The organism is Variovorax sp. RA8 (assembly GCF_901827175.1).
Lineage (GTDB): Bacteria > Pseudomonadota > Gammaproteobacteria > Burkholderiales > Burkholderiaceae_C > Variovorax.
This window is the reverse complement of record NZ_LR594662.1, coordinates 4,236,747-4,261,402: the sequence shown is the minus strand read 5'-3', so window position 1 is coordinate 4,261,402 and position 24,656 is coordinate 4,236,747. Positions and strand designations below refer to the sequence as shown.

Annotated in this window: 17 protein-coding genes; 14 read left to right on the top strand and 3 right to left on the bottom strand. The window is 70.1% G+C overall.

The genetic code is table 11. The features are described 5' to 3' along the window. Positions 1-13 precede the first annotated feature (13 nt). Both sctR and sctQ read right to left on the bottom strand, forming a co-directional pair. Entirely contained in the window at positions 14-673 is a 660-nt protein-coding gene (sctR, locus tag E5P3_RS19895) for a type III secretion system export apparatus subunit SctR (RefSeq protein WP_068672737.1), read from the bottom strand. A gap of 17 nt (positions 674-690) precedes the next feature. After that, the gene (sctQ, locus tag E5P3_RS19890; protein ID WP_162587544.1) at positions 691-1,767 is read right to left on the bottom strand and encodes a type III secretion system cytoplasmic ring protein SctQ; all 1,077 of its coding nucleotides are present in this window, start codon (positions 1,765-1,767) and stop codon (positions 691-693) included. A gap of 297 nt (positions 1,768-2,064) precedes the next feature. Here sctQ and sctV point away from each other — a divergent pair, with 297 nt between their 5' ends. The 14 genes from sctV (at position 2,065) to E5P3_RS19820 (ending at position 23,454) form a co-directional block, all read left to right on the top strand. Continuing rightward, positions 2,065-4,137, top strand: coding sequence for a type III secretion system export apparatus subunit SctV (gene sctV / locus E5P3_RS19885; protein WP_162587543.1), 2,073 nt, complete (start codon positions 2,065-2,067; stop codon positions 4,135-4,137). A gap of 34 nt (positions 4,138-4,171) precedes the next feature. Beyond that, positions 4,172-4,438 (top strand): type III secretion system export apparatus subunit SctS, encoded by a 267-nt coding sequence (sctS, locus tag E5P3_RS19880; protein ID WP_068672733.1) that lies wholly within the window; start codon positions 4,172-4,174, stop codon positions 4,436-4,438. 8 nt (positions 4,439-4,446) lie between these two features. Next, a complete protein-coding gene (gene sctC, locus E5P3_RS19875; RefSeq protein WP_162587542.1) occupies positions 4,447-6,300 on the top strand; it encodes a type III secretion system outer membrane ring subunit SctC in 1,854 nt (617 codons plus the stop codon). 5 nt (positions 6,301-6,305) lie between these two features. Continuing rightward, a complete protein-coding gene (locus E5P3_RS19870; protein WP_162587541.1) occupies positions 6,306-7,454 on the top strand; it encodes an FHA domain-containing protein in 1,149 nt (382 codons plus the stop codon). A gap of 144 nt (positions 7,455-7,598) precedes the next feature. Continuing rightward, the gene (locus E5P3_RS19865; RefSeq protein WP_068672726.1) at positions 7,599-7,805 is read left to right on the top strand and encodes a hypothetical protein; all 207 of its coding nucleotides are present in this window, start codon (positions 7,599-7,601) and stop codon (positions 7,803-7,805) included. Positions 7,806-7,872: 67 nt separating this feature from the next. Next, positions 7,873-8,298: a hypothetical protein gene (locus E5P3_RS19860; protein WP_162587540.1), complete on the top strand. Its 426-nt coding sequence runs from the start codon at positions 7,873-7,875 to the stop codon at positions 8,296-8,298. An 8-nt stretch (positions 8,299-8,306) separates the two neighbouring features. Then, positions 8,307-9,089, top strand: a complete 783-nt coding sequence (sctJ, locus tag E5P3_RS19855; protein WP_232073213.1) for a type III secretion system inner membrane ring lipoprotein SctJ — start codon at positions 8,307-8,309, stop codon at positions 9,087-9,089. Between the two features lie 12 nt (positions 9,090-9,101). Then, positions 9,102-9,797 carry a SctK family type III secretion system sorting platform protein gene (locus E5P3_RS19850; RefSeq protein WP_162587538.1) on the top strand — a complete coding sequence of 232 codons (696 nt, stop codon included), beginning with the start codon at positions 9,102-9,104 and terminating at the stop codon, positions 9,795-9,797. Further along, entirely contained in the window at positions 9,779-10,417 is a 639-nt protein-coding gene (gene sctL, locus E5P3_RS19845) for a type III secretion system stator protein SctL (protein ID WP_162587537.1), read from the top strand. Before E5P3_RS19850 ends, sctL begins: the two co-directional genes overlap by 19 nt. Continuing rightward, positions 10,414-11,751: a FliI/YscN family ATPase gene (locus E5P3_RS19840; RefSeq protein WP_162587536.1), complete on the top strand. Its 1,338-nt coding sequence runs from the start codon at positions 10,414-10,416 to the stop codon at positions 11,749-11,751. Before sctL ends, E5P3_RS19840 begins: the two co-directional genes overlap by 4 nt. A 2-nt stretch (positions 11,752-11,753) precedes the next feature. After that, positions 11,754-12,257: a serine kinase gene (locus E5P3_RS19835; protein ID WP_162587535.1), complete on the top strand. Its 504-nt coding sequence runs from the start codon at positions 11,754-11,756 to the stop codon at positions 12,255-12,257. 2 nt (positions 12,258-12,259) lie between these two features. Then, positions 12,260-13,042 (top strand): type III secretion system export apparatus subunit SctT, encoded by a 783-nt coding sequence (gene sctT, locus E5P3_RS19830; protein WP_162587534.1) that lies wholly within the window; start codon positions 12,260-12,262, stop codon positions 13,040-13,042. Between the two features lie 6 nt (positions 13,043-13,048). Then, positions 13,049-14,080, top strand: coding sequence for an EscU/YscU/HrcU family type III secretion system export apparatus switch protein (locus E5P3_RS19825; protein ID WP_162587533.1), 1,032 nt, complete (start codon positions 13,049-13,051; stop codon positions 14,078-14,080). 329 nt (positions 14,081-14,409) lie between these two features. Continuing rightward, positions 14,410-23,454: a DUF4781 domain-containing protein gene (locus E5P3_RS19820; RefSeq protein ID WP_162587532.1), complete on the top strand. Its 9,045-nt coding sequence runs from the start codon at positions 14,410-14,412 to the stop codon at positions 23,452-23,454. A gap of 172 nt (positions 23,455-23,626) precedes the next feature. Here E5P3_RS19820 and E5P3_RS19815 read toward each other — a convergent pair whose 3' ends face one another. Beyond that, positions 23,627-24,529, bottom strand: coding sequence for an AraC family transcriptional regulator (locus E5P3_RS19815; RefSeq protein ID WP_162587531.1), 903 nt, complete (start codon positions 24,527-24,529; stop codon positions 23,627-23,629). Positions 24,530-24,656 lie beyond the last annotated feature (127 nt).

Genomic DNA, 24,656 nt, shown 5'->3' with positions numbered 1-24,656 from the left:
GCAGATGTGCCGCTCACCGGTACGACAACACCAACCCATGCACCAGCCGCGTCCACCCATCCAGCATCACGAACAACAGCAGCTTGAACGGCAATGAAATGGTCGTAGGCGCAATCATCGACATCCCCAGTGCCAGCAGCACGGTCGCCACGATCAGGTCCACCACCACGAACACCAGGTAGATGATGAAGCCGATCTGGAAGGCCCGCGTCAGCTCGCTCAGGGTGAAGCTCGGCACCAGCACCATGAAGTCGTCGGCACGCAGCTGCTCGGCGCGGGCCTGCGGCCAGATGTTGGACGCGGACTTCAGGAAGAACTGCCGCTCGCGCTCGTGCGTGTGCTTCTGCAAGAACTCCTTGAGCGGTGCCTTGGCTGCATCGATCACCGCCACGATGTCGTTGAGCCCTTCGCCCTTGGCGCCGAAGTTTCGATGGCGCAGCGCGTCGCCCACGTCCATGCCCACCGGCGCCATGATGTAGACCGACAGGATGATCGCGATGCCGTTCAGCACCATGTTCGGCGGCGTCTGCTGCAGGCCCAGCGCGGTGCGCAGCAGGCCGAAGACGATCACCAGCTTGGTGTAGCTGGTCACCATCAGCGCCACGAAGGGCGCGACGCCGAAGGCGACGATCAGCGCGACCAGCGTGAGGGGTTCGGGGAGTCCGCCCTGCATCTTCGCCGCCGGCCCGCTCAGACTTCGCCGGGCGCGAACTCCGACACGCGCACCCCCAGCCGGTCGCCCACCGCAACCAGGTAGCCCTTGCCCAGCACGTTGCCGTGCGCCAGGATGCGCACCGGACTGCGATTGAGCGGTTGGCCGAGCTCGAACACGTGGCCGGCGCGGATGCTCTTCAACTCGCCGAGCGACAACGACAGCTCGCCGACTTCGAAGCGCAGCGTGACCTCCAGCGCATCGAGCCGATCGATCGGCAGGTTGACGCTGGCGTCGGCGGTGGGGGCGGGGGTGTCTGTCTTCATGGCGCTGTCTCTGGTTTGCTGAACGGTGATGCGCGCGCCCTCGGCAAAGGCCGTGAGCTGCCGGCCCCCGGGCCCGCCGAGCGCGGCCGTGACCACGATCGCGCCGCCCGAGGAGCTCCATTGCTCGATGCCGACGATGTCGCCGGCGCGGATGCTGTTGATCTCGCGCAACTGGATCGGCGTGCTGCCGATCGCGAAATGAACGGGCAGCCGCAGCGCATCGAAGACGATGCTTGCACGTACCGCGTGGCGCTTGGCATCGGTCGGCACCAAGGCATCGAGCGTCGCGCCGTCGTCGAACTGGATGAAGCCGCGCAAGGCTGCGCCGCCCTCGACCGCCGTGGCCACGAAGAAGGCCGCGCGTTCCGCATCGCAGGGCGGCGCAACGGCGTCGGGCCCCTCCGGCGGCTGCCATTCGAAGTGCAGGCGCAGCGCCTTCTCCAGCGCGTCGGCCACCGGATGCAACGCCTCGGCCAGCAGGATGTAGCGCAGCTCGCGCGGCAGCAGCTCCAGGCGGCGTTCACCCAGCAGGCACTGCAGGCTCGGCGCATCCAGGCCCAGGTGGCCCACATGCGCTCCGAGCCTGAACCGAAAGCATTCGCGCACCATGGGCACCGCCCCCGTGTCGTGCCGCCACGAGAGGCGATAGCGCACATCGCGCGCCACCAGCTCGCGCGGCGGCGCCGCGCCGTACAGGCGGTTGAGCGCACGCACGTTCGCGGGCTCGGCCCGTGGCAGCGCGCGCGCCTCGCCGAGCTCGGTCACCGGCTCAGCGGCCTGCGCGGGCATGCGTGCTTTCGTTGAAGAGTCGCTGCAAATCGCTGGGTCCTGTCACTGTCCACATTCCGCGCGGGCAGCGGGGCCGCTGTCGCATCGCGGCGCAGCTTAGCGAAAGCAACCCGGGGCAGGTAGTACGCAAATCCGTAGTGCTGCGGATGCGACACGGGTGCGGGTTCCTACGAGAACTCGTGGTTGCCGTAAACAGAGGGTGCCACTTAGAGTCCGCCGCGACGTGATCTTTTTCACGTTCGAGGCCGGCGCGTTTGCGCCGGATCGCAAGGCCAGCAAAACCAAACAGCAACAACCATGGCGAGCCCCGCCCGATCCTTGCAGCCGTACCGCGGCAGCCTGCGCGACCTGTTCGCGAACGCAGGCCGCTACAACGATCTGCTGCTCGCGGGCCTGCTGGTGGTGGTGGTGGCGCTCTTCGTGCTGCCGCTGCCGACGCCGCTCCTGGACCTGCTGATCGCGAGCAACCTGGCGATCAGCCTGGTGCTGCTGATCGTGGCGATGTACGTGCCCTCGGCGCTGTCGCTCTCCACCTTTCCCTCGCTGCTGCTCTTCACCACGCTGTTCCGGCTGGCGCTCAACATCGCCTCCACCAAGCTGATCCTGCTGCAGGCCAATGCCGGCCACATCATCGACACCTTCGGCAAGCTGATCGTCGGCAACAACGTGGTGGTCGGCGGCGTGGTCTTCCTCATCATCGCCATCGTCCAGTTCATCGTGATCGCCAAGGGCTCGGAGCGGGTGGCCGAGGTGGCGGCGCGCTTCGCGCTGGACGCGATGCCGGGCAAGCAGATGAGCATCGACGCCGACGTGCGCGCCGGCGTGCTCTCCTCGGCGCAGGCGCAGAAGCGGCGCCAGGTGCTGGAGCAGGAATGCCAGCTGCACGGCGCGATGGATGGCGCGATGAAGTTCGTCAAGGGCGACGCCATCGCGAGCATCGTCATCGCGCTGGTCAACATCCTCGCGGGCATCGCCATCGGCACGCTGATGCACGAGATGACGCTTTCCGGCGCGCTGCAGCGCTACGCCATTCTCACGGTGGGCGACGGCATGGTCTCGCAGATCCCGTCGCTGCTGGTCTCGATCGCCGCCGGCATCGTGATCACCCGCGTGGGCAGCGGCGAGCGCCGCGACGCGCAGCTCGCCAGCCAGATCGGCGAGCAGCTGATGGCACATCCGCGCGCCCTCGTCATCGCGGGCATCGCGGTCGCCAGCTTCCTGGTGGTGCCTGGGTTCCCCAAGTGGGTGTTTGGCCTGCTGGCGGCCCTGATCATCGGCCTGGGCTTCGCGATGCGCAGCGTGCGCGCACGGCGGCGCACGCCGGGCTGGATCTCGCACCGCGAAGCCATCGACGAGGAAGAGGGCGAGAGCGGCCATGCGATCGCCTCGCCGCTGGCGGTGCGGCTGTCCGACACGCTGCGCGGCGCGGTCGACCGCCATGCGCTCGACCAGGAGCTCGCCGGCGTCAAGACCGCCGTCGAGTCCGACCTGGGCCCGGTGTTCCCGCGCCTGCAGCTGGCTTATGCGGCCGGCCTGCCCGAGCACGGCTACCAGGTGCTGGTGCATGACGTGGTGGTGTCCGAAGGTTTGCTGCAGCCGGGCTGGCAGTTGCTCGATCCGGCCGAGGCCACCACGCCGCCCGCAGGCGCGCAGGTGGCCGAACCCTTCGGCCCCTTCGCGCGCGTGGTGTGGGTGCAAGGCGCGCAGCCCGGCCTCCGGACCTGGGAGGCGCAGGAGGTGGTGGCCCTGCACGTCGACCACGCCGTGCGCCGCAACGTGCGCGAGCTGATCGGCCTGCAGGAAGTGCAACGCCTGCTGCATTCGGTGCAGCGCGATGCGCCCGAGCTTGCGGCCGAGGTGGCGCGCGTGGCCTCGCCGCAGCGCATCGCCGAGGTGCTGCGCCGGCTGCTGCAGGAGGGCATCCCGATCCGCAACCTGCACGCCATCTTCGAATGCCTCGCAATCTGGGCGCCCAAGGAGCAGGACTCGATCGCTCTGACCGAGCTGGTGCGCATCCACCTCGGCCGCTACATCACCAGCCGCTACGTGGGATCGAGCCGCCAGCTCGAGGCGATCCTCTTCGAGTCCAGCCTGCTCGAGCGCGTGCAGAACGCGGTCGAGCGCTCGCCGCGCGGCAACCTGCTGCTGCTGAGCCCGGCCGTGACGCAGGACATCCGCGAGCAGGTGCGCCGCATCCTCGGCTCGACTGCCAACCGCGTGGTGGCCATCGCGTCGTCCGACGTGCGCCGCTACGTCAAGACCCTGATCGAGCCGGTGGCGCCGACGCTTCCGGTGCTGTCCTACCAGGAAGTCGACGAAGACGTGGCCCTGCAGCCGGTGGGCTGGGTCACCAATCCGCAAGCCCATTGATCGATGAACCGCCTCCTGCGCACCGAGCGAACCCATGACACCGCAGAACATCCTGGACATCACCCGCGAGGGCCTGCTGCTCGTGCTCTGGATCTCGCTGCCGGTGGTGGTGGTGGCCACCGTCACCGCGCTGGTCGTGGCGGTGCTGCAGGCGGTGACGCAGGTGCAGGACCAGAGCATCGGCCAGTCGATCCGGATGATCGCGGTGATGGTCGCCATCATCGCCACGGCCGGCTGGCTGGGCCGCGACGTGATGCGCTTCGCCGAGCGTGCCTTCCACACGCTCACTTCATTGCCGTGAGCTGGGCCATGGTCGTCATGCCCCTACACAAGGCCCGCAAAGCCGGGCAACAGGCCTGGCTGCTGCTGGGCCTGGCCACGCTGCTGCTCGCTGCCGCACAACCCGTTTCGGCGGCCGAACTGCGCTGGAACAACAACCGGCCCTTCCAGATCGTCGCCAACGAGAAGCCGATGGCGGACTTCCTGCGCGAGCTCGCCTCCTCGCAGAACATCACGGCGGTGATCGATCAGAAGGTAAGCGGCGTGATCAGCGGCAAGTTCTCGGGGCCGGCGCAGCACATCCTCAACAGCGTGTGTGCGGTCAACGGGCTGACCTGGTACTACGACGGGGCCTTCCTCTACATCGACCTGGCGGCCGACTCGCGCAGCGACGTGCTGCCGATTGCGCCCGAAAACGCCAGCCGCATTGCCGAGACCCTGGTGCGCCTGCGCATCTCCGACGAGCGCTATCCGCTGTCGATCAGCGAGAGCGATGCCAGCGTGCATGTGACGGGGCCCAAGCGCTACGTCGAGATGGTGCGCCAGGCGGTCAAGCTCGCCGACCAGCGCAGCGCGCTGGCCGACGGCGCCGAGATCCGGCTGTTCCCGCTGAAGTACGCCTGGGCCGCCGACTTCAGGATCAACCGCTCGGGCAAGGAGACCGTCATCCCGGGCGTGGCCAACGTGCTGCGCAGCCTGTACGGCCGCAACGGCAACGCGCCCGGCAGCAGCGCCGGCCGCGGGCCCAGCGCGCCTTTCTCGGTGGGGCCCAATCGGCAGATCAAGCTGCGCAGCGGCGAGTCGATCAACGCGCCCAAGATCGAGATGCCGGGCGTGGGGCCGGTAAGCGCGGACGCAGGCGGCGCGGGCATGCCGGCCGCCTTCGGCAACGAACTGCCCCAGTTCCAGGCCGACACCCGCATGAACGCGGTGCTGGTGCGCGACACGCCCGAGCGCATGGGCCAGTACCAGCGCCTCATCGAATCGATGGACGTGCGCCCGCGGCTGATCGAGATCGAAGTGACGATCATGGACATCAGCTCCGACACCCTGAGCAGCCTGGGCATCGACTGGCGCCTGCACGGCCGCCATGGCGACTTCCAGACCGGGCGCGGCGACCGCGGCCCGTTGACCTGGGACAGCGCGACCTCCGAAGCCGGCCAGGTCGGCGGCTTCAATGCCAGCGGCCAGCCGGTGACGCCGCTGGGCGGCATGCTGACTGCCGCCATCGGCAACAGCGCGCGCAACTACCTGCTGGCCCGCGTCACGGCGCTGGCCAGCAACGGCGACGCCAACTTCGTCGCACGGCCCAAGGTGATGACGCTGGACAACACCGAGGCCGTGCTCGAGAACCTGAGCGAGTTCTACGTGCGCGTCGACGGCTTCCAGGACGCGGGGCTCTTCAGCATTACCGCGGGGACCGCGGTGCGCGTGACGCCGCTGATCATCGAGGAGAAGAGCAGCCGCGGCGTGATGATGTCCATCGACATCGTGGACGGCGACCTCAGCAGCCAGGCCGTGGACCGGATCCCGATCGTGCGGCGCCGCACCGTCAACACCCAGGCGCTGGTGGACGAGGGCGCGAGCCTGCTGATCGCCGGCTATTCGTCGGAGGAGCGCACCAACGCGACCACCGGCGTGCCGGTGCTCAAGGACATTCCGGGCGTCGGGAACCTCTTCAAGTACAGCGACAAGAAGCAGGTCAACATGGAGCGCTTCTACCTGCTGACCCCGCGCCTGGTGGTGCCGGGCTCCGCGGCGTCGGCGCCGGTGCTGCCGCTGGGGCCCATCTCCACGCCCGCGCCCATGCCGGCGCCAAAGGCCACGCCCGTGTCGATGGCGACGCCAATGCCGACGCCGACGACGGCAGCGCCCGGAGCGTGAAGGCGATGCGCGAAGACCCCGCCTTCGACCCCGCGCCGGCCCCCAATGCCGGCTGGTGCCTGCGCTTCCTGAGCGGCGCGGTCAAGGGCCGCACCATTGCGCTGAAGCCCGGCATCAACGTGCTGGGCTCGGGCGGCGAGTGCGAGGTGATGCTGCCCGGCGGCGACGTGCTGCCGCGCCACCTCGTCTTCACCGTCGGCGAGCTGGTGGTGTCGATGCAGCGCCTGGGCACCGCCTCGGCCAGGCTCAACGGCGAGGAGATGCAGCAGCCGCGCCGCAGCGTGGTGGCCGGCGACATCGTGAGCGTGGGCCAGATCGACTTCCAGCTCGACCGCAGCTACCCGGCCGCCGTGCAGGAAGACCGCATGTTCGCCGCCGCGCCCGATGCCGCGGCCGCAGCGCAGGCGGCCGCGCTGGCGCCGCAGCGCCGCGGGCCGCGCGTGGGCGACTGGGCCGGCGGCGTCGTGGCGCTCCTGGCCGTGCTCGGCCTCGCGGCCCTGTGGGTGGACAACGAGCGCGGCGCGTCCGCGGACGGGGTAGGCCGCGTGAACCTGGCGGAAGTGGAGAAGGCGCTCGTGCCCTTCCCGGAGGTCGAGGTCGTCGCCGCGCCGGGCGGGCAGTTCAACGTCAAGGGCTACGTCGAATCGAAGCAGCGCCGCGAGACGCTGCAGCGCGCGGTGGCGCCTTTCGGCGGCAAGGTCGCCGTCAACGTGCATTCGGCCGAGGACATGGTCGAGCAGGCGCGGCGCTACGTGGGCGACCCCGGGGTGGCGGTCACCTACACGGGCCAGGGCCGGCTGGTGCTGAGCGGCACCGTGGAGGATGCCGCGGTGCGCCAGAAGATCCGGCGCCTGAGCGAGGACCTGCATCCCGCCGTGCTGGTCTCCGACAAGGTGCAATACCGCGAGAAGCCGCAGCCCGACAACAAGGACGCCGACCTGCGCGCGCAGTGGCAAGGCTGGCAGAGCGTGCTCCCCGCGCGCATGGTGAGCATCACCGAGGACGGCAATGGCCTGCGCCACATCCAGCTGTCCAACGGCAACCGCTACTACGAGGGCTCCGTGCTGCGCTCCGGCGCCGAGCTCAAGCGCATCGACGCCGACGGGCTGGTCCTGAGCGGCGGCGTGCCCAACAACGGAAAACCTGCGAGGTGACGAGATGCGCCCACCCACGCACCCGGTACCCGCGCCCCGATTTCATGCGGCGACAGCGACCCTGCGCGCCGCGTGGAATGGCTTCGTCCTACCCGGACGGGGCTTTCATACCCCAGTGATTCCCCATCAACCAGGAGAAATGAAATGGCAGGCTCTGTCGACAACTCGATCCAGCAAATGAACCAGGCCGCGGCCGACAACGCGCGCCTCATGTCCGCCAGCATGGCGGCATCGACCAGCATCCAGGGTGCGGCCTCCACCGCCCACACGGTGAACGGTGCCAGCGCCGCCGGCGGCGAAGTGGCCAAGTCCACCGGCAACGACATCCGCCAGTCGGCGAAGTCGTCCTGATGGTCCGGACCTGCACGAGGCCGCAAGGCCTCGTGCAGGCATTTCCCTTTTCACCAGGAGCTGAACCATGACCGATCCCATCGCGTCGGCCGCCGCGAGCGCGCCGCCGCCCGAAGTCGCCGGGCCCGGCGCGGCGCAGCAGCAACAGCAACAGAACACGAGCGGCTCCCGCTTCGATCCGGGCGACACCCGCATGTTCGCCAACATGATGCAGGGCGTGCAGGCCCCGCCGCCGGCCCTGTCCGGGCCCAGCGCCATCGGCGATGCAGCCAGGTCGCTGGCCGCGCAGTTCTCGGGCAATGTGCGCTCCTACGAGGAGATGCGCCACAGCATGCTCGAGTCCATCGACCTGTCGGACCCGATCAAGACCATGTTCGTGATGACCGACCACGCGATGGAGGCACACATGATGTTCGCCAAGATGCACATCTCCACCGGGCTGGCCAGCGCCGCGACCAGCCTGTTCGGCACGCTGCTGAAGAACCAGCAATGAGGCGGCCGGTGAACCCCGTCGCCTTCATCGCCCGCATCCGCTGGCTGGCCGCCTTGCTGCTGCTCTTGGCGCTCGCCGGCTGCAAGGTCCCGCTGTACTCCAACCTCAACGAGCAGGAGGCCAACGAGATCGTGGCCGCCCTGTCGGGCGAGGGCATCGACGCCGCCAAGAGCAAGCTCGAAGGCACGAGCTGGCAGGTCGAAGTCGAGCAAAGTCGCCTGGGCCAGGCGCTCGACGTGCTGCGCACGCAGGGCCTGCCGGCCGAGCGCTACACCACCATGGGCGAGGTGTTCCAGAAGCAGGGCCTGGTGTCTACGCCCTCCGAGGAGCGCATGCGCTACATCTACGCCGTCTCGCAGGAGCTGTCGCAGACCCTGCGCAATGTCGATGGCGTGGTGGCGGCGCGCGTGCACGTGGTCATCCCGGCCAACGATCCGTTGTCCGAGAAGATCCGGCCCTCGTCGGCCGCGGTCTTCATCAAGCACCGGCCCGATGTGGACCTGCGCCTGCTCGCGCCGGCGGTGAAGGACATGGTGGCGCACAGCATCGAAGGGCTGACGCACGACCAGGTCTCGCTCTCGCTCTTCGAGGCGCGCCGGTCCGCGGCGACGCCGGCGACCAACGCCGCTGCGCAGCCGCAGGTGCTCGGCCTGTTCTCCACGCAGACGGCGATGCTGCTGCTGGGCCTGCTGTTCGCGGCGGCCGTGTGCCTCGTGGTGCTTCCCGGCCTTCTGCGCCGCCAAGGTCTGGATTGGCGCAGCTGGTCGCGCAGCCAGGTCTTCAGGCGCTGAGGGGGCCGTCGCATGCACATGTCCGCCACCGCACCCAGCCCGCCCCAGGCCGCCCCCGGCCCGATGGACCTGGTGCGTCTGGTGATGCGCTTCAACCTGCATCCCGAGCACGACCTGCATCCCAGCTGGCTGCCGGCCCACTGGCCGGCGCAGCACCGCGTGCCGGCGCGGCTGGGGGAGGGCGGCCGCGCGGTGCTGGCCGATTTGCTGCGGCGCGACCAGGCGCCGCCGCCCTCGGCGGACTACAACTTCGATTCGCGCCTCAAGCGCCTGGCGCTGCTCGATGCGCGCGCGCTGCGCCGGCTCGCCGCCTACCTCGGCTTCTGCGCCCACCTGCCGCTGTTCCGCCTGCGCGCCGGTGCGGGCCGGCAACTGCGCCGCCAAGCCTGCCGCCTGGATGCCGACGCGGTTGACTTCGTGCTCGACCGCGTGCCTCGGCTCAGCGAGCTGCGCATGAACCATTCAGCGCTGGAGCAGCGCCCCATCGCCGCCGGTCGCATCGTGCTGGAACGTGGCCACCGCCTGCTGCTGGGCGCTTTCGCGCCCGAGGGCGAGGCGGTGCTGCGCCGCCTGCAGCACAAGCTGCCGCGGCGCGTCTCTTCCCTTGCGCTGCCGCAATTGGAGCCGCGCCAGGCCCGCCAACTTCACGAGCTGATGCTCTCCTGCATCGTTCCCGAAAGACTGCCGCAATGGGACTGGCTTTTCTGATCACCACCGAGAACCTGCAGCTCCTGAGCGAGCGCAAGGTGCTCAAGGAACACGAGTACGCGGCCTTGCTCGATGCCTCGGCCGTGGTCGAGACCGCGCGGCGCGAGGCGCGGCGCATCTCGCAGCAGGCGCAGCAGGAGGCGGAGGCCAGCCGCCGCCAGGGCTACGAACAGGGCCTGCAACAGGCCAAGGCCGAGTACGCGACGCAGCTGGTGTCCGAAGCCCTGGCGGCGGAGCGCCAGATGCAGGCGCTGCGCACGTCGATGGCGCAGATCGTGGTCAAGGCGGTGGGGCAGTTCATCGCCGGCGCCGACCCGGCCGCACTGTTCGAGGCCGCGCTGCTGCGCGTCGACACGCTCATTCGCAGCGAGCCTTTCGTCACCGTGCGCGTCGCGCCGGCCCAGGAGGCGACCCTGCGCGAAGTGCTGGCCCGGCTGCGCCACGAATCGCAATGGACCATGAGCCTGAGCGTCGCGCCCGACCCCTCGTTGCAGCACGGCGCCTGCGTGGTGCAGACCGCCTCGGGCGTGCTGGAGATCGGCGTCGAGGCCCAGTTGGAGGCCTTCCGTCGCGCGGTGGAGCGCGGCGGCTTGCTGCCCGCCAAAGAAAGCGCGCCATGAGCCAGGCTCCGGCTACCGGCGCCCTCGACATCGTCGCCGACCTCGAGCAGGCCTTCGGCCGCATCACGCCGGTGTCGATGCGCGGCCGCGTGAGCAAGGCGGTGGGCATGCTGATCGACGCCTCGGGCATCCAGGCCCACGTGGGCGAGCTGTGCGAACTGGTCACGCCGGGCGAGCCGCCGCTGCTGGCCGAGGTGGTGGGCTTTCGCGGCAACACCGCCATCCTCACGCCGCTCGGCCCCATCACCGGCATCTCGGCGCTGACCGAGGTGCTGCCCACCGGCCGCGGCCATGTCTGCCCGGTGGGCGATGCGCTGCTGGGCCGGGTGCTCGACGCATTGGGCCAGCCCATCGACGCGCGCGGCCCGCTTGCCACGCGCGCGCAGCTGCCGGTGCACCGCGAGCCCGTGAGCCCGCTGGCGCGCCGCATGATCGAGGCGCCGCTGCCCACCGGCATCCGCGCCGTCGATGCGCTGCTGACGGTGGGCGAAGGCCAGCGCATCGGCGTGTTCTCGCCGCCCGGCGTGGGCAAGAGCACCTTGCTCGGCATGCTGGCGCGCGGCTCCAGCGCCGAGGTCAACGTGATCGCGCTGATCGGCGAGCGCGGGCGCGAGGTGCAGGAGTTCATCGCGCACAGCCTGGGCCCCGAGGGCCTGGCGAAGACGGTGATGGTGGTCTCCACCTCCGACCGGCCGCCGATGGAGCGCATCAAGTCGGCCTACGTGGCTACCACCATCGCCGAGCATTTCCGCGACCAGGGCAAGAAGGTGCTGCTGCTGGTGGATTCGCTCACGCGCTTTGCGCGCGCTCAGCGCGAGATCGGCCTGGCCAGCGGCGAGCCGCCGACGCGGCGCAGCTACCCGCCCTCGATCTTCTCGATGCTGCCGCAGTTGCTGGAGCGTGCAGGGCACGGCCGCACGGGCTCCATCACCGCCGTCTACTCGGTGCTGACCGAGGGCGACGAGGAGAACGACCCCATCGCCGAAGAGGTTCGCTCCATCCTCGACGGCCACATCGTGCTCTCGCGCAAGCTCGCCGCGGCCAACCGCTACCCGGCCATCGACGTGCTGGCCAGCATCAGCCGCGTGATGCCGCTGGTGACTTCGCGCGCGCACCGCGAGGCCGCGGCGCATTTCCGCGGCCTGCTGGCCAAGTACCAGGAGATGGAGCTGCTGGTGCAGATCGGCGAGTACAAGGCGGGCAGCGATGCGCTGGCCGACGCAGCCATCCGGGCCCGCCCGGCGATGCTGAATTTTCTTGCGCAGCCACCCGACGCGCAGCAGGACTACGAGGCCTGCCTGGCCGCGTTGCAGCGCTTCCAGGAGGAGGCCTGAGCATGAGCAGCAGCAACGCCAACAGCATCGACTGGAAGCTGTTGATCGATGTTCGCGAGCGCCAGAAGACTGCCGCCCTGGGCGTGGTCGCGCGCGACCGCGTGGCGGCCGAGCAAAGCCGCGCACAGCTTCTGCAGGCCGAGGCCTGGTGCGAACAGCAGGTGCAGGGCAAGGCCGCGCACTGGCAGGCCATGGTCGGCGCGCTGGCCGGCGGGCAATGCAATGTCGCGCAGCTGCGCCATGCCGGCGCCTGGAGCGGCGCGCTCGATGCGCAGATCGCGCAGGCCCAACAGCAGGCCGTGCAGGCGGGCGAGTTCCATGCGCAGCGCGAAGAGGTGCTGGCCCGCAGCCGCCAGGCGTTGCGCGACGCCAGCGGCGAGCTGGAGAAGGCCCGGCAGATGCAGCAACGCGCCCGCGCCGAGCGTCTGGCCTTGCAGGAGACACGCCAGGACGAAGCGGCCGAGGAAGCGGCCTCGCAGGCCTGGGCCGCGCGGAGAACCGTGTAGCCATGGAAAGCGCCCTCGAGCTCGCCAACATCGAGAGGTTCTTCTCGTCCGTGGTGCTGACGTTGCCGCGGCTGTTCGCGATCTTCGCGGTCGTGCCCTTCCTGTCGGGCGGGATGATGACCGGCATCGTGCGCAACGGCCTCTTGCTGATGCTCGCGATCTTCATGTCGCCGGCCGCCGGGGCCATGCCTGAGGTGGGCATCGGCACCTGGGTGCTGATCGCCGGCAAGGAGGCGCTGATCGGCCTGCTGCTGGGCCTGGGCTTCGGCATCTTCATCTGGGCGATCCAGAGCGTGGGCGACCTGATCGACTTCCAGACCGGCTCGGCCAACGCCTCCTTCTTCGACCCGGTGGCCGGACACGAGAACGGGCCCACGGGCGAGTTCCTGGGCTGGCTGGTGATCACGCTCTTCGTCGCGGCCGGGGGGCTGCTTGCGATGCTGGGGGTGATCGTCGACTCGTACCGGTTGTGGCCGGTGGGCTCCTTCTTCCCCAACGTGGGCGCGGTGCTGGAGCAGTTCGCGATCCGGCAGGGCGACACGCTGTTCCTGTGGATCGTGAAGCTCGCCGCGCCGGTGATCTTCGTGCTGCTGCTGGTCGAGCTGGGCATGGGCCTGATCAGCCGTGTGGCGCCGCAGCTCAACGTCTTCGTGTTCTCGCAGCCGCTCAAGAGCCTGCTGGCGCATCTGATGATGCTGCTCTTCGTCTTCTTCGTGTACGAGTCGCTGCAGGAGTTCCTGCGGCCGGAGAACGGGGTGCTCGACTTCTTGAGGGCAACTCTGTAGCCAACGATGGCCGAGAAAGACCAGAAGCCCACCCCCAAGCGCCTGCGCGATGCGCGCAAGCGCGGCGAGGTGGTGTTCAGTTCCGACGTCGCTTCCACCACCGTGTTCGCGGTGGTGCTGGTGTCGGTGTGGCTGGGCGGCGAGACGCTCTACAGCCTTCTGCGTGAGCTGTGGCTGCATGCCACCAGCGCCGCGCTGCTGACGCGGCCCGACGACCGCTTCGCCGAGCTGCTGCTGCACACCGGCGAGGCGCTGCTGTGGGGCACGCTGCCCATCATGGCGATCGCCGCGGTGGCGGGCATCGCGGGCTCGCTGTTCCAGGTGGGCGGGGTGGCGGCGTGGGAGCGGATCAAGCCCGACGTCAACCGCATGAACCCCGCCGAGGGCGCCAAGCGCATCTTCTCGACGCGCAACCTGATCAACCTGCTGAAGATGAGTGTGAAGACGATCCTGCTCGCGGCGCTGATGGTCATCGTGGTGCGCGGCTTCGTCGACAGCGCGCTGAAGCTGGGCTATGCCTTTCCCGGCACCATCATGCGCGCCGCGGCCCACATGGTGCTGGTGGCGTTCGGGTGGGCGGTGGTGATCTATGCGCTGATGGCGATGGTGGACTACGCGCACGAGCACTACGAATTCATGAAGCAGCAGCGCATGTCCATCGAGGAGCTGCGGCAGGAATACAAGGAGGTCGAGGGCGACCCGCTCAACCAGTCGCGGCGGCGCTCGGCCCATTTCGAGGCGGTGTATGCGAGCCTGGGCGATCGGGTGCGCACGGCCTCGGCGGTGATCCATTCGGCGCGCACCGCGGTGGCGCTGCAGTACCTGGGCGAGAAGGACCTGCCGCGGGTGATTGCGCGCGGCGAGGGCGATGTCGCCGCGCAGATCCGGCGGCATGCGGGCGAGGGGCTGGTGCCGATGGAATTCGAGCCGCAGCTGGCTGAGCGTCTTTATGCCGAGGTGCCGGTGGACCAGGCCATTCCGCGATCGCTGTTCGCGCCGGTGGCGAAGCTGCTGCGGTGGGCGCAAGGGGTTGAATAGTGGTCTGTAGCAGCCGATTGGGTCCGTCGTTGGATGCACGCCCGGCATGCGGTGCGGGCCGGTCGACCCCACTGCGGCGGCCCCTTCGGGGCTTCCCTGCGGTGCTCGCCTTTCGCGGGGTCTCGCTCAAACTCGCTTCGCTCAAACAGTCGCGAGCCCTGATCCGCGAAAGGCTGCGCTCCTCGGCGCCGCAGAGGGGATTGCCCGACCCGCACCGCATGCCGGGCTTGTGGGTGTGCGAGGGTTGCGTGCACCTCGGCGCCGTCTGCCTCCGCACCCCTACCGCAAGGCCCCTTCCTTCAAAAAACTGAACAACACCAGACACCACCATGGTTGCACCCGCCAGTTCTTCCCACCTCTCAGGCCAGGCCGCGATCGATAACGCGGCCGCATTGCGCGCCGCCGAGGAAGCGCGACGACGCGCAGAGGAGGCAGCGCGCCGCGCCGCCGAGGAGGCCAAGCGCCGCGCCGAGGAAGCGCGGCGCCTCGCGGAAGAGGCGCGCAAGAAGGCCGACGAGGCGCGCAAGGCTGCGGAGGCGGCCGAGGCCAAGGCGGCCAAGAGCAAGGACAAGAACGACCAGGCCGACGCCGAGAAGCTGCGCACCCAGTCCAGCAAGGACGAAACCGACGCACTCAAGAAAGAGGCCACCGCCAGCCTGCGCGACAAGGAGAAGACGCTGGCCGACTCCAAGCTGGACGACGTGCGCCAGCGCCGGCCGCAGAACGATCCCTCCGAGGGCACGCGCGCGGCACAGAGCGAGGTCGATGCCGCGAAGAAGACCGTGGCCCTCTACGACGCGCCGCCCGGTGCCGCGCCTGCTGCCGAACGGCCTGCCGACCCGCAGACCCAGGCCCTGCTCGACAAGGCGGAGAAGGCCGCCAAGCCGGTGTTCGCCGCGCAGGCCCGCGGCGAGGATCCCAAGGCGGAGGACCTCGCCAAGCTCAACGGGGCGGTGGACGAATGGCAGGCCGCCGCCGCGCAGGACATGCGCGAGGCGGCCGTGCAGGCCCAGGCCCAGGGCGAGGACCCGAACAAGGCGATCGCGGCCCAGGCCGCCAAGCTGCGCGATGCGGTGGAGAAGGGCAAGGAGATCGATCCCTCCAGCATCGACAAGTACCTCGACCAGGCGAAGGACGCCGTCAAGGCCGAGAGCCCCGCGATGCGGCAACTGCGCAGCGAGCAGTACACCGTGCAGAAGGACGGCGAGAAGCAGGTGGCCGACGGCCGCCAGGCCGCGAAGGACGCCGATGCCGCCGCCGACAAGGCCGAGGCCTATTCCAAGAGTTTCGGCAAGGAGGCCGGCGGCAATGACACCATCATCACCGCCCAGCAGAACGCCAAGGACGAGGCCACGCGTCTGCGCCAGCTCTCCAACGAGGCCAACGACCGGCTGGACGGCCTGGTGCGCACCTACGGCGGCACCGCGCCCGACCCGAAGGACCCGAACAAGACGCAAAGTTTCGTCGGCTCGGTGAACGCCGACTACAACGCGCAGGTGGCCGACCTCGAGGTGAGCGAGGCTTCGAAGGCCTACGAACTCGCCAAGGCCGGCAACGACCCGAAGAAGCTGGCCGCTGCGCAGGACGCGCTGGACCTGGCCATCGACGCGCGCGACATCGTGCACGCAGTGCGCGACGACGCCCGGGCGGAGCTGGAGCGCAGCGACAGCGCCGCCGAGCTGCGCGATGCAAAGGCCGCCTACGAGGCCGAGAAGGCGAAGCAGCCCCAGCCCTACAAGGTCAAGCACCACGGCGGCTTCCTGCAGGACGACTACGAGACCACCGAGCTGCCCGAGGGCTACGACTGGACCTTCGAGGTCACGCCCGGCAGCGAGATGGCCAAGCAGGTCAAGGAGATCGACGGCAAGTGGTACTACGTCTTCGACATCAACGGCGAGGAGAGCAAGACCGAGATGAACCCGGTCACGGCCCGGCTGTGGGAGGCGCAGCAGAAGGTCGATGCCGCCAACGCGAAGGCCGACACCGCGGCCAGCACGCTGGAGGAAGTGCAGAACGACCTGATCGGCAGCCAAGGGCAGGGGCCGACGCTCGACCCGGCGCGCTTCACCGGCGACGCCGACGGGATCAGCAAGCGCCTGAACGACGCCAACAACACGGTGGCGACCACGCAGGCGAATCTCGGCAAGCCCACGCCGCCGCCCGGCGTGCAGGGCGTGTGGGCGCCCTCGGCCACGGCCGAGCAGATGGGCGTGGCCCTGCAGAACCAGACCGACGCGCAGAAGGATGCCGATGCGCTCAAGGCCATGCAGGACTGGCGCCAGGCGCAGTACGACCAGGCGGCCGGCAAGGCGGTCGACCCCAAGCACCTGGCGGACCTGAAGACCAAGGCGCGCGACGCCCAGCGCGGGGCCGACGAGGCCAAGCCTGCGCTCACCGCCGAGGAAGAGGCGGACATCGCCGACAACAAGCTGCCGGCAGCACGCAAGGCGCTGAAGGACCAGGAGGACGAGGTCACGCGGCTCACTGCGCCCGACAGCAAGGCCAGCCAGGCCGAGCGCGACACGGCGCAGAACAAATACGACCAGCTCGACCTGGATGTGCGCGACTACGAGACCCGGCTCGAGCTCGAGCATGCCAAGCAGGCCAGCCTGGGCGCGCCCTATGCGTATGCGACTGCGTCCTTCGCGAAGCCGCAGCTGAGCGCCTTCTCCGAGACGCGCAACAACGGCAACTACGGCGACACGGTCACCACCGACATCTACCCCGACAACTACGACCCGACCTGGAACATCGTGCCGGGCAAGGACGGCGGGGTGAAGGCCGACGGCCTGCCCAGGGGCCTCTCGCCGGAGGACGTGGAGGTCCGCTACAACCCCTGCGGCGGCGGCTACACCGTCACCTTCAAGGAAAACTCCGAGGTGCTCGGCCGCCAGAGCGACATGTTCACCAACTACGTGGTCCAGAAGGGCACGTACAAGATGAACCCGGCCACCGCCGAACTCTGGAACGCCACCAACACCGACAAGAGCGTGGGCGGCGGCCGCCTGATCGCGGCGCAGGAAGCGCGCGACCAGGTGCTCGCCGAGCGCAAGCAGATGGCCGCCGACGCGCCGCCGGCGAAGGACGCGCCGCCCCTGGTCGGACCCGACGGCAAGCCGGTGCCCACGCTGAACTTCACCGACGACCTGGGCCCGCGCAAGAAGGCGGTGGACCAGAAGGTCGTCGACGCCAACGACAAGCTGGCCGATGCCCAGAGCGCCCTCGATGCCGGCAGCGGCGACAAGACCCAGCTGACCCAGGCGCGCGACGACGCCAAGGCCGAGCGCGACATCGCACTGGCCGAGCAGAAGGCGGTGGATGCCGTGATGCTGTGGCAGGAAGCCAACCGCACGCGCCAGCTCTACGAGGCCAACGAGCGCGCCGGCCGCCCCAACGCGAGCTACGCCAAGCCGCCGCGTGAGTACGCCGACGAGATGCATGCGAAGGCCGAGACCGCGCGCAATGACTGGTACACCACCCGCAACCAGCACTACAAGCAGGTGGCCGCGCGCGAGCTCGATGCGGCGCAGAAGGCGCACGACGACTGGAAGAGGGCGCATCCGGGCCTGTCGGACAGCGGCAGCGACACGGCGGAGGCGCTGGAGCAGGCCAGGACGAAGAGCGGCTTCGCCGACCGCATGCTGGCTGCCGGCGCCAACCAGGAGGCCGCGGCGCGCGAGTACCAGTACATCGCCGAGAACCTGAGCCCCGAGCAGCACGACGACCCGCGCGCGCTCTACAAGCTCTTCGACAAGGACCCGGCGCGCATGGCGCAGTCCATCATCAACAGCCACTTCGTGCAGTACGGCGGCGATCCCACGGAAATGGAGAACCGCACCCAGTTGGCCAACACGGTGGCCAACGCGCTGGGCTGGCAGCCCACCACCGAGCTCGACCCCGACGCGCCCGCCACCAACGAACGGCTGCGTCGCACCCAGGACCTCTACGGCGGCCTGGGCAAGGAGCAGAAGGAGATGCGCGACAAGATCGTCGACCAGATCATCCAGGACGGCGGCGAGCATGCGAAGGTGACGGTGCTGCCGGTGGTGTACGCCACGGAGAAGGGCGGCGTCGTCAAGACCGCCGTCTTCAAGGTCGAGAACAAGGACGATCCGCGCGGCAAGGAGATGGAGTTCGTCGACGAGCAGGCCTGGACCTACGACAGCCTGGACGACTACCGCGCCAACAACAGCCTGCCGGTGGAAGGCGTGAAGCTCGCAATGCCGAGCGACGGCAACTTCACGCTCGACGACCGCGGCAACGTCAAGCTCTACACCGGCGACGCGCGCACCGAGACCGGCTGGGAAACCTTCAGGCGCACCTCGCACATTGACTGGGTGGTGGGCGGCGTGGGGCTGGTGGCGGGAGTGGTGCTCACGGTGGGCTCCTTCGGCACGCTGTCGGCGCCCGGCGTGATGCTGGCCGCGGGCTCGCTCACGCTGCTGGCGGCCGGCTACGGCGCCGTGACCTCGGCCCAGAGCCTCTACAAGCAGGGCAGCCATGGGCAGGACATCAATCCCTTCACCAGCACGCAGGCGCGGCTGGACTGGCTGAACCTGGGCCTGTCGGTCGCGGCCGTGCCGGTGGTCGGCGCCTCCACCCGCGCGACGATGCAGGCCATGCGTGCGCGCAATGCGCTGCAGGCCGCGCTCAAGGAAGCCGGCAAGGAGAGCGGCAACGCGGCGCTGGCCGGCAAGCATTTCGCCGACTTCGAGCGCTACACGCAAAGCGCGCAGGCCTGGGGCCAGCCGGCCTCGGCAATGGCGCGGCCGTTCGCGAAGCTGCCGGTGGGCGTGCTGAAGAAGGTGGGCCCGCTGGATGCGGGCAGCGCCTACGCCTTCGAGGAGGGCGCGCGCTACCTGCACGACAACTGGGACCAGCTGGCGCCCGGCGAGCGCAGCAGCCAGTTCGCGATGCTGGCGATGAATGCCAGCGGCTTCGCCTCGCCGGTGTTCGCCAAGGGTTACCTGCGGGTCCACGACGCGATCAAGCCGCAGGTGCACGAGGCCACGCAGGCCGGCTTCACGACGGCAGGCCGCACGACGAACGCGCCGGAGGCGGAGCCTTCCAACGTGGTGGCACTGGACAGCCGGCGCGGCAGCGGTGCCGACGCCTTCGACGAAGGGCAGGCGGGCGGCGGCAACGATGCGGCGCTGCTGCCCTTCCGCGAAGCACCGGCCACGCCGGTCGCCGCCCCTGAGCCTGTGCCGGACAACGTGACGCCTCTGCATCCGGACGGCCCCCCGCCCGTGGCCGCCGAGGCATCGCCCGATGCCGATCTGGCCCCGGTGATCCCGTTGGTGCTGCGCCGTCCCTCCGGCGATGGACCGGAGCCTGGCGCGCCCGGCACTGCCGCGGGATCGGCACGCAACGCGGCGCGCGAGCCGCAACAGCAGCAGCTGGCGCTGGCGGCGGGCGGGGAGGGGGATGTCGCGAACGCACCCTTCACGCGCTCGCCGCACCGCATTGCGGTGGTGCGGCAGCTCAACCCCCAGGCCTCCGCCAACAACAGTCCGGCGGGCAGCGGCGGCCACGGCCAAGGCCAGCAACCCCTGCCGCCGGCCGCGGCGGCGCAGACGCCGGCCTCGGGTGCGGGCGCAGGATCGAACACCACGCCGGTCCAGCCGCAGGCTCCGGCCAACAACCCCGCCGGCACCGGCACCACAGGGCAGGGCGGGCAACCCGCAGCGCCGGCCGCGACACCGCCGGTGCAGCCGGCCACCACCGGCACGCCCGCGGGCTCCACGCCCGGCTTCGATGCGAACGGCGTGCCGATGCCGCCGACCACCCTGGGCCGCAACCGCAGCTGGGTGGCGATCGCGCAGCGCATCCAGCGGCTGATGGCCTACCACGAGCGCGCCAGCCAGCCGGGCTCGACGCTGCGCGGCCTGCAGCCCTCGGCGGGCGAGGCCGCGGTGCGGGCGCGCCTGGTGGAGGAGCCGGCGGCCGGCGCGCCCGAGCTGTTCGCGGTGTCGAAGCTGGACCCGGGCGAGACCCTCTATGGCGGCGCCGGCGTCAGGGCCCGGCGCAGCAACACCTTTGCGAGCTTCGCCGAGGCCAGCGTCGCGGCCGAGGCGATGGGCGGTGCCTGGGTGCACCGCATCGCGCTGCAGGGCAGCCGCGGCGCGCTGATGAGGCAGGGGCGCGCGGCGGCCGACGACATCATGGGCGCGGTGCATGTGAATGCCGCCGGCGAGCTGTTCCCGATCGCCATCCCCAACACGCGCGCCGCCGCATGGCGTGCCGGCGCACCCGCCCCGGCCACCGCAACCGCGACAGCGCGGCCTGCCGCAGCGACGCCTGCCACGGCACAACCGCCCGCGCAGCCAGCGCCGCAGACGCATGCCACGGCACAACCCGCCGCAGCGAAGCCCGCCGCAGCGCAGCCCACGACCCGCCACGGCACCACCCCTCACCAGTCGGGCCAGTCGACCGGCCTGGCCTACAACGGCCCCGACATCGACCTCCTGCTCGAAGGCAGCCCGAGCTTCACCGACAAGCGGCCGGCCTACGCCGGCCCCGCGACGATGGCGGAGCTGGAAGCCGGCACCGCCTTGCCCACGCACGCCGACATCGAGCAGACCCAGTACCTCGCCTCGGCCGGCTCGCCCGACGGCCATGCGGCACGCGACATCCCGCTGCGCCGCCGCTTCGTGCAATGGGCGCGCGGCCAGGCGCCGACCTTCATCGGCGCGCCGGACTTCGTGGGCGGCCGCTATGTGCTCGCGAAGGATGCCAACGGCCTCAACCAGGGTGCGCCCGACAAGACCTTTGCGCTGCTCGACCGCCAGCATGTCTACTCGAGCTTCGAGGCCGCCCGCGCGGCGGCCGCGGCGCAAGCGCAGGCGAGCGGCAGCGCGCAGGCCGGCGTGGTACGCCTGATCGGCCCGAAGACTGCCATGGCCGAGGTGGTGGCCAGCGGCAGCTTCCGCAACGACCAGGTCGACGGCATCGTCGCGGTGCGGCCCGACGGCTCGGTCAACCCCGTCAGCATCGCCAACCGCAATGCCGTGCACGCGCCGAAGCCGGGCGAGCAGTTCGTCGATCCGCACAGCGCGATGGCGGCCAACGACAAGGTCTACAGCGGCAGAGACAAGGCCAAGCTCTTCGCCAAGTCGACCGCCTACATCGTGGGCACCGGCGCGGCCTTCTACGCCACCGTGCGCTGGGGCGGCGGCTCGATGGGCTGGAGCATGGCCGGCGCCGGGCTCGGCAGCTACATCGGCGCGCGCAACGTGTTCCTGCGCTATGCCTTCGATGCCTTCCTCTACCGCGGCGGCGTCGCGGGCGCGCGCCAGACCGCCAAGATCCGGCTGCAGAAGCACCTGAACCCCAAGGACGACAACGCCTTCGCGCAGATCGCGAACATCGCCGATCCGGAGAAACAGCAGGCCGCGCTGTTCCAGCTCAAGGCCCAGCTCGTCAGCTGGCATGCGGCGCGCCGCGGCATCCAGGGCCGCGCCGATTACCGCCAGGCGCTGGAGACGCTGGCGCGCGATCCGGCCGATGCCGCCGCGCTGGCGACGCTGGAACGGGGCGCGGCCGAACGTGCCGCCCGGCCGCTGATCGGCAAGCGCGGATGGGTCAACCGGGTGCCGCCGGCCTTGCGCACGCAGTACGCGCAGGCGCTCTCGCGGCTCGAGGCGGGCAAGGCTACCGTCGACGACCGGGCGCTGCTGGCCACCGCGCCCGAAGTGGGGCGCGGCACGCAGTACGCCGGCGCGCTGCGCGGGCGCGTGCTGCGCAATGTGCCCGGTGCCGATCGCGCGCGCTACCGCGAGGCCGTCGACACGCTGAGTACGCGCCAGGGCGACGTCAACGCTGCGCTGAAAGTGCTGGAGGGCATCCCGCTCGACACGGTGCAGCGCCACACCACCGGCGCGCGCGGCGCGGTGCGCGGCATTCCCAAGGCCGACCGCCAGAGCGTCGCGATGGCGGCAGAGACGCTGCGCGCCAACCCCGCGGACCAGCGCTCGAAGGATGTGCTCGACGGCAGCCCCGGCACGCTGACTTCGCCGAATTCGCCGCTGGGCCGGGCCCTGTTCGGCGCGCGGGTGCTGAGCTTCGGCCTCAGCCATTCGGCCGGCACGCGCCTGTACCTCAACCCCTTCTTCGACGGCGCCGCGCAGCAGTGGACCTGGAACATCACGACCCTCGACGGCGCGCGGCAGTGGATCGGCAACGAGGGCAGCCTGCACTACGCCATCGGCAACGCCACCGGCCTGGGCGCCACCGTGGCCGGGCGCTACGCGACCATCGGGAAAGCCCGCAGCGGCCTGGACATCAAGGAGCGGGGCGAGACTCCGCCGGCCGCGGGCACCACGCCGGACCCGACCGCGATTCCGCTAGGCAAGAACGGCAAGCCGGTGCCGGTCTACAAGGCCACCGACAAGAACGCGTGGTTCGTGCGCTTCCTCAAGGGCCTGGGCAATCCGAACGCGGTCAAGCATGCGGGCGTGGACGCCGACGGCAAGCCGATGGTCAAGCCTTCCTTCGTGCAGCGGCTGCCGCAGTACTCGTCGTGGGGCGACTCCAGCGGCACCATCGCGCTGACCATCGCGGACGGGATGCAGGGCCTGATCTACGCCAAGGCCGGGCAGTGGGACCTGGCCGCACCGCAGATCCTCAAGGTGCTGTCGGACGTGGGCATCTTCCGCGGCACGCAGAAGGACTACCTCGACGAATATGCCTCCAACCGCAAGATGGGCCCGCGGGTCTACAACACGCGCTGGACCAACTACGTGAACGCGCCGCTGGGCGAGGCCAAGGTCACGCCGACGAAGATCTCCGACGGCTGGATCCGCCGCGGCTGGCCGCCGCTGGTGCTCTTGGGCGTCGCGGTCGGCGGGCGCGTGCTGGCGGAAGAGTGGTCGCTGCACGAGAAGGAGAAGGCGGCGGCTGCGGGGATCACGCCGGGGGTTCGGCAGACGAGCGGGCCGGCGAGTCCGAGCCCGAGCACCAGCCCGACTGCCAGCGCCAGCGCGACGCCGTCACCCAGCGCGACGGCATCGGCGAGTCCCACGCCGACACCCACGCCGACACCCACGCCAACGGCCGGCCACACCACGACGCCCAATCCGAATCCTCCGCAGCCGCAGGATCCGCCGAAGCAACAGCCCGACCCGCAGCAGCCGCCGCGCCCCGAGTACTGGACCGTCGACGGCCAGGTGCGCGAGCGCTCCAGCTTCAGCCGCATGGCCGAGGCCAAGGGCCAGCGCGACGGCATGGGCTACGACGAGGCGCTGGCTCAGCTCTTCAACCTCAATCCGCAGTACCGGCGCTCGCTGATGGACGGCTATGTGGACCCGGTGCGGCTGGACGATCCGGACACGCTCAACGACGGCACGCGCATCCGGGTCGGGAGCCTGCCGTGAGGCGACGCCGTGGCTTTGGCGGGCCTGCCGCGCTCGCCCGTCATTCGGGCTGAGCATCCAGCGCCGCAGCGCAGGTCCGGCCCCGGCCGACCTCGTCGCCGACCGCGCCACCCTTGCCGGCAAGCACCTCGCGGCGTACGTGGGCGGGTGAGCGCGGACTATTCGCGGCGCTTCACTCCACGATGCCGTTGCGCGCCGATGGTGGCTGCAGCGCATCGAGCGCCGACAGGCGCCGGTACTCGCCCGGCACCACCGCGTAGGTGCTCAGGAAGGTCTTGTGCAGATGGCTCTGGTCGCTGAAGCCGGCAGCGTGCGCCGCATAGGTGACGCGTGCACCGCCGGCGATGAGGTCACGCGCGTACTCGATGCGGTGGCCCACCAGCAGCTCGTGTGGGGTGAAGCCCCAGGCGCTCTTGAAGCGGCGCTGCAGGTGCACCGGATGCCAGCCCACCGTCTCGGCCAGGCCATCGAGCGTGAGGCGTTGGTGGAAGCCCGAGGCGATCAGGCCGTAGAGCCGGTTCACGCGTTCGTCGCCGCTGTCGATGACGAGTGTGGAGCCCTGCTGCGCCCTTGGCGCATCGACGGCCTGCAGCGGCATCCATTGCGCGAGGCGCTCGCGCATGAGCGCGCGGCCGATTGCGCCGGCTTCTTCGTTGCGGCTGCGCGCGGCCTCCTGCAGCAGGCGATGGCATTCGAGGAAATCGCGCGCCGTCGACGGCTGCGGGAAGACGGCGACCGCCGCGTCGCCTTCGACCTGCTGCACCTGGGCGCCGCCGGCATCGGCCGGGCTCACGCAGCGCGCGACCGCGAAGCTGCAGTACATCGCGTCTTCGCGCCAGGGCGTGCTGCTGGCCTGCACCGAATGCCATACATGCGGCGCGATGCGCAGCAGCGTGCCGGGCGGCACCACCATCGCGCCTCCGGGCGTGCGCACCTGCAACTCCGTGTCGCACACCGCGAGCGTGAAGCCCACGTGACGGTGCGGCCGGATCTCGCGCTGCATGAAGCGGTTGGCAGTGAATTGAAGCCCCGCGAGTTCAGCGTCTCGCCAGTAACAGGAGTCGAGGAGTTCCATCGAAGGCCCAGGTCCGGCGGACCTTAAGAATATACAAGGCGAAAAATTCGCCGCTTGGTAATTTCGCGGTCATCGATTGCGGCGCAGTCGATTCGCCGAATCGAAGGGCGTGAGCATGCCAGTGCCC